Raw genomic sequence first — 7,624 nt, forward strand, 5'->3', positions numbered from 1 at the left:
CACGGCCATGCTACGCAATCTGCGGCCAAGCTTCGCACGGCGCGGCGTCCTGGACTGTCTTCCAAGTCTCCTCTCGCATGCCTCTTCCCGGTCTTCTCCGCGGCCTCCTGATCGCGCTGGTGCTCCTGCTCGCGCCGGTCCTCCCGGCGTCGGCCCAGACCGACGACGCCCGCCGCACCGAACTCACCACCGGGATCGCGGCAGCCCGGGCGGAGGCCGAGCGGCTACAGGGCGACTTCAAGGGCCTGCTCGGCCTGCGCGACCGGACCGAGGCCCTGATCGCCGAGGCCAAGGCCCTGCGGCGTGAGGCGGAGGCGGCCCTCAACCGGCTCCAGGCGCAGCTCGCCGAGATCGGGCGCGCCGCGGTGCCGGAGGCCGCCGCCGCCGAGAAGCGGCAGCTGGAGGCCGAGCTGGCGCAGGTCGAGGCTCAGGCGCGGCAGGACGGCCAGCGCCTGCGCGCCGCCGAAGACCTCCTGACCCGCGTGGCCGAGGCGCGGCGCGCGCTGTTCGCCCGGCGCCTGCTCGCCCCGAGCCCGAGCCCGCTCACCCCGGCCTTCTGGGGCGAGCTCCTCGACCGGGCCCTGCCGCAGGTCGGCGAGCGGCTGGCGGACCTGCGGGCGCGGGCGGCGGCGACCGGCCTGGACGAGGAGGAGATGCTCGGCGCCGCCTTGGTGCTGGTCCTGGGGCTGATCCTCTACGGGATCACCCGCTCGGCGGGGCGGCGCCTGGCGCGGCGCTGGCGGCGCCTCTGCGAGCGGGCGGGCATCGGCCCGCGCCGGGCGGCGGCGGTGCACGCCCTGATCGACCTCGTCGTCACGGTGGCCCCGGTGCCGGTGGCCCTCGCCCTCCTGATCCTGCTCAACGAGGACATGGACCTGTCGCCCGGCAGCGTCGATTCCCTCGCGGTGCGGCTGCTCGCGGCCATCGCCGGCGCGATCCTCGGCACCGGCATCCTGCGGGCGCTGACCGCGCCGCGCGATCCTGCCCTGCGCCTCCTGGCGATCGGCGACCCGGCGGCCCGGACCATCCACCGCACCGGCACCGCGATGCTGCTGATCTACGCATCCACGCTCGTCCTCGCCGAGTTCGCCGTCATGGCGCGGTTCCGGCCGGCGATCGGCGAGGCCGCGACGATCCTCGCGGTGCTCGCCTGCTGCGCCCTCCTCGCCGGCGCCCTGGCGCGGCTCGCCCACGCCGAGCCTCCAAACGCCGAACCCCCGGACGGAGCCGCGCTGGCGGCGATGCCGGCCGCCGCACCGGTCGGCCTGCTCGGGGCGCTAGGGCCCCTCGCCTGGGCGGTGACGGCGGCCGCATTCGTCTGCGTGCTCCTCGGCCTCACGGCGCTCGGCGATTTCCTGATCGGGCGCTTCCTCGTCACCGGAGTGCTGGTGGCCTTGGGCTGGATCGTGCTGATCTGCGTCGACGCGCTCTCGGTGACCCCCGAGGACGTCGCCCGCTCAGGCAGGCTGTCGCGGCTGTGCCGCACCGTCTCGCTCCGGCCCGAGACGCTGGCGCTCGCCTCGATCGCCCTCTCGGGCGTGCTGCACGCCCTCGTCGTCGGCGCGATGGCGTTTGTGGTCGTCGGCCCGTGGAGCCTCGCCCATGGCGAGCTGAACCCGTTCCAGGACGCGTTCCTCGGCACCACCGTGGCGGAGTTGCGCGGCTGGCTCGGTGCCGCCGGGCTCGCGCTCCTCGCCTTCGGGGCCGGCCTGCTGGGGACGCGGCTCGCTACCGGGTGGCTTGACCGGCGCTTTCTGCCCCATACGCGGCTCGATGCCGGCGCGCGCTACTCGGTAATCACGGTGGTGGGCTATGGCGGCCTCGCCCTCACGCTGGTGGTGGCGCTCGGCCAGCTCGGGGTGAATCCGCAGAGCCTCACGGTGATCGCCGGCGCCCTCTCGGTCGGCATCGGCTTCGGCCTCCAGAGCATCGTGTCGAACTTCGTCTCGGGGCTGATCGTGCTCGCCGAGCGGCCGATCCGCGTCGGCGACCTCATCACCGTGAAGGGCGAGGAGGGCCGGGTAAAGCGGATCAGCGTGCGCTCCACCCTGATCGCCACCGGAGACCGCACCGACCTCGTGGTGCCGAATACCGATCTCATCACCTCGATCGTCCGCAACAAGACCCTGACGGACGACACCCAGCGCCTGCGCGTGCCGCTGATCCTCGACAAGGAGACCGACGTCGAGGTGCTGCACGAGATCCTGCTGAAGGTGGCGGAGCGGCACCCCAACGTGGCGGCCCATCCGGCCCCGAGCATCCTCCTGATGCGGATCGGCGAGCACGGCCTCGAATACGAGGTGCGCTGCTTCCTGGTCGACCTCGCAGCGAGCGACGCGACTCGCAGCGAGCTCAACACGATCTGGCTGACGCTGTTCCGCCGCGCCGGCATCAGGCTCGGCGGGCCGCCGGCGGCCTGACGGCAGGCGGCTCAGGGCGCGACCATCAAGGTGCTCCCAAGAGCGGCGCGGTGACCGCCGCAGCGATGGCGAGGACGAGCGCAGCGGCCAGCATCAGGGAGATCGCACGTCCGCTCATCGGGCGGTCCCAAGCCGCCCGCTCCCAAACCGTCCGCGGCCACCGTCCGACATTCGACTCGATCATGACCAAACGACTCACCGATACCCATGCGTCGGATAATCCGGCGCCGGCATATCGGCATCATCGTATCACCTTCGGCAAGATGCATGATGCAACAACCCTTGGTCAGCGTCTCAAAAATATGTGCGACTGTCTCAGATTTCGGCGCGTCCGGCGCTAGCGGCAGGGTCGGCCGGCACTCTACCGTGCGGCACTCCGGCGCCTCGCGAGACGTATGGACCGCCTGATGCGTGAACCGTCACCGCATGACGCAGGGAACTGAGATGAGCGTGTTCGGGATATGCCGCATCTCATTCCGCGCGGATTTTAATGCCCCTGTGTCTCAGACGGAGAAAGTGCGCTGGACATCGGTATACGTTTGAGCAACAAGCGGAGCGATCCCCAAGGTCAAGCTTGTGGCGACCGGCCCGGATCCCCCTCGTCATCAACCGCCCTCCTGACAGTGGACGCGGCCGCCGGTCGGCCGTCCGCGCGAGCCCGACGTGATGCGCATCATTGCCGCCAGCCTGAGCCTCCTCGCCCTGACCGCCTGTGGAACCGTGACCCGCGGCACGACCGAGGCCGTCACCTTCCTGTCGGAACCGCCGGGCGCCGCGATGCGCACCTCGTTCGGGCCGGGCTGCCCGGTCACGCCCTGCACCCTCGAAGTGCCGCGCAAGCAGGAATTCGTCTCGACCTTCTCGCTGCCCGGCCACGCCGACGTGCAGGTGCCGGTCACCACCAAGGTGAGCGGGACGGGCGGCGCCAGCATGGCGGGCAACGCCCTCCTCGGCGGCGTCATCGGCGCCGGCGTCGACGTCTATAACGGCACAGCCCTGGACCATACGCCGAACCCTGTCATCGGCCGGATGGTCCCGTTCTCCTCGCCGCTTCCCGCCCGCCGCCGCCGCGCCGCGCCGCAGAGCTGACGGAGGCCGCCCTCCGACGATCACGCGCCCTGGTCGCAATCCCAGGGCAATGCACGGGACAAGTGTCGTCCGAGACGCGCGTCCCCGCATCGCCGGATTGACGCAGCGTTCCCGTTCCCGCATCGAAGCGCCGGCATGACGGCCTTCGGGCGGGGGGCAGGCGAACGCCACACGATGGCCGACTCGGCGACGATCGATTTCACGCTTGAGCGGCTCGCCGCCGAGCAGCAATTCGCCCTCTGGCACGACCTGGTGCAACCCCTGTTCCGGGTCGGGATCGAGGACGAGGCCAAGGCCGCGTTCCGGGCCGAGATGCGGGCCGTGCCGGTGGCTGACGCCCTGCTGACGACCTGCACCTCGCGGGCGCAGACCTTTGCGCGCAGCATGGGCGACGTCCGCAGCTCCGGCTGGGACCATGTCGTGATCCAGCTCTACGTCGCCGGCGGCTTCACGGGGTTGTGCGGCGACCGGACCGTCTCGGTCGCGGCCGGCGACATCAACGTCCTCGACCTCAACCGCACCCTGCACACGCGGGCGACGGATTTTTCCAACCTCACGCTGATCCTGCCGCGGGACCGGCTGCCGCTCGCCGGCGCGAACGACCTGCACGGGCGGGCGATCGACCGCGGCAGCGCGCTGGCGGCGGTGATCGGGAGCCACCTGCGCAGCCTGGCCGACCATGCCGGGTCCCTCACCCCCCGGGAGGCGGGCGCCGCCCTCGACGCGCTGTGCCTGCTCCTGTCGGGCAGCGACCTCAGGCAGGCCGACCCGCTCGTGCGCGCGGCGGCCGGCGCCAGCGTCCACGACCGGGTCTGCGCCTATATCGACCGCCACCTCGACGACCCGACCCTGAGCCCCGCCGGCATCGCGGCGGCCTGCCGGGTGTCGCGGGCGACCCTGTACCGCCTGTTCGGCTTCGAGGGCGGCGTCATGGCGTACATCGCCGGACGCCGGCTCGACCGGGCGTTCATGGCTCTGAACCGGCCCGATGACGAGCGCAGCAGCATCGCGCAGGTGGCCTTCCGCAGCGGCTTCACCAGCGAGACGCATTTCAGCCGCTCGTTCCGGAGCCGGTTCGCGATGAGCCCGCGGGACGCCCGCCGCCGCGCCCGCGAGGGCCTGCACCTGGCCGGCGCGGCACCCGGCCTCGGCCCGCGCGACTGGGTGCAGGCGATGCGGCGCCTGCGCGAGACCATCTGAGGCCGGGGATCCGGCGGCTTCCTCAGGGCAGCGCGCCGATCAGCTCCTTGGCGCGGGTCATGGTGTCGTTGCAGGCCTGTGCGTTGCCGGCGCGGTCCTGGTCGCGCGCCGTGGCGATCAGGCCGCGCGCCTCGGCGATGCGGCCGGCCTGCGGCACGGTCGCGGGGTCGCTCGGCCGTCCCGCCGGCGGGGCCGCGAGCGCCTTGGGTGACCCCTGCGTCGTCGGTGCTTCGCCGGTCACCGCCGCGGCGCCGGGACTCTCGAGCCGGCGCTCGATCGTGGCGATCTGCTCGGCGCAGGGCGTCGCGGCGGCCGCGGCGGCACCGAGCGGGACCAGGATCGATGCGGCGATGATTATCCCGCGCATGGGGGCGTCCTCCTGCCTGAGGCCGCCTCTCCGGGGCGGCAGCCCCGGGCAACGGATGACCTGACGTGCGGTTCGTGCGGCCAGGACCGGCGCCGGTGTCGCACGGGGTCCATACGATTGCCGAGTGATTGCTTCAGGCGATCCGATCGGATCGCTTTCGCAATGCAGAAATCGGCTTCGCTCAGGTGTGTGGAGCCGCAGGCTCCACCGCGCGGGCTTGCGATACGATGTCCGGAAGGATCTTCTGGACATCGTATCACCCCGCCGCTCCCGCCCTCAGTCCCGGCCCTCGCGCGGCGCCATGGCGGTGACGAGCCGCAGCACCTCTCTGCGGGTCGCGGGATCGGTGATCCGCCCGAAGGCGCGCAGGAGATCGATCGCCTGGCGCTCGAAGGTCATGGCACCGTCGGCCGCGGCCCCCGCACCCGGGTCGATCGAGACCCCGAGCAGGGACTCGATCTCGCGCAGGCGCCGGATCGACACGCCGCCGGCATGGACCGCGTCGTGGTCGCGGGAGAGGTTCGGCCGGCGGCCGGAATCGAACACTCCATCGGACATCGGCATCTCCTGCCCTCTTTGAGCGGCAGCGCCCAGGATCGCGCCGCAAGCGGTCGCGCCCCGACCGCCACGTCGTGAAAGTCTGATTATTGTCTCAATCGTTCGCAGACAAACAAGATGGTTAAGTTCACTCAGATGTGATGAATGACCCGACCCGAAAGGGTGATCGCTCCGGCAAAAGGCGCCGCCGGCTGGGTCCAGCCATTCCCGACCGGCATGCCTCGCGCGGCCGCCATCGTCTTACAGAGGATCAGCCCCCAATCGGATCGTGAGTTGTGCGAGCGATGAAGATGTCACCGAGGCGTGCCGGCCGAGACCAGGACCAAGCCTCGTCATCCCTCGAAGCCTCTTCGACCGGCGAGGCCGCCGCACCCCGCGGGCAGGCGTCGCTGGCGCTCCTCGTCGCCGTGACCATGACCGGAACGGTGGCCCTGCACATCTTCGTGCCGGCGCTCGCGGCGGCGGCGGCCGATCTCGGCACGTCGCCCGTCGCCGCGCAGCTGACGATCACCCTCTACCTCGTCGGCCTCGCCTGCGGGCAATTGGTCTACGGGCCGCTCTCGGACCGGTTCGGCCGCCGCCCGGTGCTGATCGCCGGCCTGTCGCTATACCTCGCCGGGCTGCTCATGGCGATCCCCGCCCCCTCGATCGAGGTCCTGATCGTCGCACGGGTGCTGCAATCGCTCGGGGCCTGCGGCTCGCTGGTCCTCGGCCGGGCGATGGTGCGCGACGTCTCGACCGCCGCGGACGCCGCCCGCAAGATCGCGATCCTCACCATGGCGATGACGCTGACGCCGGCGCTCGCACCGGCGATCGGCGGCCTCGTCGCCGGCGCCTTCGGCTGGCGGGCGGTGTTCGTGGTGCTGGCCGCGGTGGTGGCGCTCCTCGGCGCGCTGGTGGTGCTGACCCTGCCGGAGACCAACCGGCGGCCGGTCGCGCTGCCGGGGATCGGCGCGGTCGCGGGCGCCTATCTGCGCCTGCTGCGCAATCCCGCCTACCGGGCCTACCTGCTCGCCGGGGCCTGCGCCGGCACCAGCCTCTACGCCTTCCTGGCGGTGGCGCCGTTTCTCCTCGTCGACCGGCTCGGGCGCTCGTCGCAGGAGGTGGGGCTCGATTGCCTGATCGTGGTGGCCGGGATGGTGGTCGGATCGGCGGTCGCCGGGCGCCTCGCCGGCCGGATGCCGATCCAGCGCGCGGCCAAGCTGGGCAACGGCATCTGCCTTCTCGCCGCTCTGGCGCTGCTGGCGGTCGACCGCAGCGGGCATCTCACCGTCGTCTCGCTCCTCGCGCCGCTGGTGCTCTACGCGGTCGGCATCGGGCTCCTCGGGCCGAACGCGGTGGCGGGGTTGATGAACGTCGATCCCCACGCCGCCGGCTCGGCCTCGAGCCTCTACGGCTTCATGCAGATGGCGCTCGGCGCCCTGTTCACCCTGGTGGTCGCCACCTGGCACGACGGCTCGGCCACGCCGGTGGCGGCGACGCTGCTCGGGGCCTCGGTGATCGCCGCCCTCTCGCTGCGGCGGGTGTGACGCGGGCCGCTGCGGGCCTGTGAACACACGTTAACCTTTTCTTAACTCGGCAATTGCCCTCGCGGACCCGCCGTGCGACCAACTCGTTAACGAGAGCTTAACGGTTGCGAGTACCAGATGCGTATCGCGGGTCGCACGGGCGGAATCGGAATCGCGCAGGTCCTGGCCGTGGCCGCCGGGCTCATGGCCTCGGTGAGCGGGGCGGGCAGCCAGACCCTGGCGGCGCTCCCTGCGGTCACCATCCCGGCCGCCACCGTGGGCGAGGCCCGGCCGGTCCCGGCCTGGACCGAGTTCTGCGCCCGCTACGCGTCGGAATGCGCGGTGGACGCGAGCGAGCCGGCGCAGGTCACCCTGACCCCGCGGCTGTGGCAGACGGTCACCGGCATCAACCGCCAGGTCAACACGTCCTTGCGCGCCGTCACCGACCAGGAGCATTGGGGCGTGCCCGACCGCTGGGACCT

General features: G+C 72.0%; 7 protein-coding genes. 5 read left to right on the forward strand and 2 right to left on the reverse strand.

Annotation, left to right across the window (positions count from 1 at the left end; genetic code table 11):
- Nucleotides 1-77 precede the first annotated feature (77 nt).
- The 3 genes from ABZT49_RS30560 to ABZT49_RS30570 all read left to right on the forward strand — a co-directional run bounded on the left by ABZT49_RS30560 (nucleotide 78) and on the right by ABZT49_RS30570 (nucleotide 4,709).
- Entirely contained in the window at nucleotides 78-2,420 is a 2,343-nt protein-coding gene (locus ABZT49_RS30560) for a DUF3772 domain-containing protein (RefSeq protein WP_355291862.1), read from the forward strand.
- A 666-nt stretch (nucleotides 2,421-3,086) separates the two neighbouring features.
- The gene (locus tag ABZT49_RS30565) at nucleotides 3,087-3,509 is read left to right on the forward strand and encodes a translation initiation factor 2 (RefSeq protein ID WP_355291864.1); all 423 of its coding nucleotides are present in this window, start codon (nucleotides 3,087-3,089) and stop codon (nucleotides 3,507-3,509) included.
- Nucleotides 3,510-3,683: 174 nt separating this feature from the next.
- A complete protein-coding gene (locus ABZT49_RS30570; RefSeq protein WP_355291866.1) occupies nucleotides 3,684-4,709 on the forward strand; it encodes a helix-turn-helix domain-containing protein in 1,026 nt (341 codons plus the stop codon).
- 22 nt (nucleotides 4,710-4,731) lie between these two features.
- On the opposite strand, the gene ABZT49_RS30575 is transcribed toward ABZT49_RS30570, so the two are convergent.
- Together ABZT49_RS30575 and ABZT49_RS30580 are read right to left on the reverse strand one after the other, a co-directional pair.
- Nucleotides 4,732-5,076 carry a hypothetical protein gene (locus ABZT49_RS30575; protein ID WP_355291868.1) on the reverse strand — a complete coding sequence of 115 codons (345 nt, stop codon included), beginning with the start codon at nucleotides 5,074-5,076 and terminating at the stop codon, nucleotides 4,732-4,734.
- A gap of 276 nt (nucleotides 5,077-5,352) precedes the next feature.
- Nucleotides 5,353-5,634, reverse strand: coding sequence for a hypothetical protein (locus ABZT49_RS30580; protein ID WP_355291870.1), 282 nt, complete (start codon nucleotides 5,632-5,634; stop codon nucleotides 5,353-5,355).
- 290 nt (nucleotides 5,635-5,924) lie between these two features.
- Here ABZT49_RS30580 and ABZT49_RS30585 point away from each other — a divergent pair, with 290 nt between their 5' ends.
- Both ABZT49_RS30585 and ABZT49_RS30590 read left to right on the forward strand, forming a co-directional pair.
- The gene (locus ABZT49_RS30585) at nucleotides 5,925-7,163 is read left to right on the forward strand and encodes a multidrug effflux MFS transporter (protein WP_355291872.1); all 1,239 of its coding nucleotides are present in this window, start codon (nucleotides 5,925-5,927) and stop codon (nucleotides 7,161-7,163) included.
- 117 nt (nucleotides 7,164-7,280) lie between these two features.
- On the forward strand, nucleotides 7,281-7,624 hold a 344-nt coding region (locus tag ABZT49_RS30590), incomplete at its 3' end, for a transglutaminase-like cysteine peptidase (protein WP_355291874.1).

Source organism: Methylobacterium sp. EM32 (assembly GCF_040593685.1).
Taxonomy (GTDB): Bacteria; Pseudomonadota; Alphaproteobacteria; order Rhizobiales; family Beijerinckiaceae; genus Methylobacterium.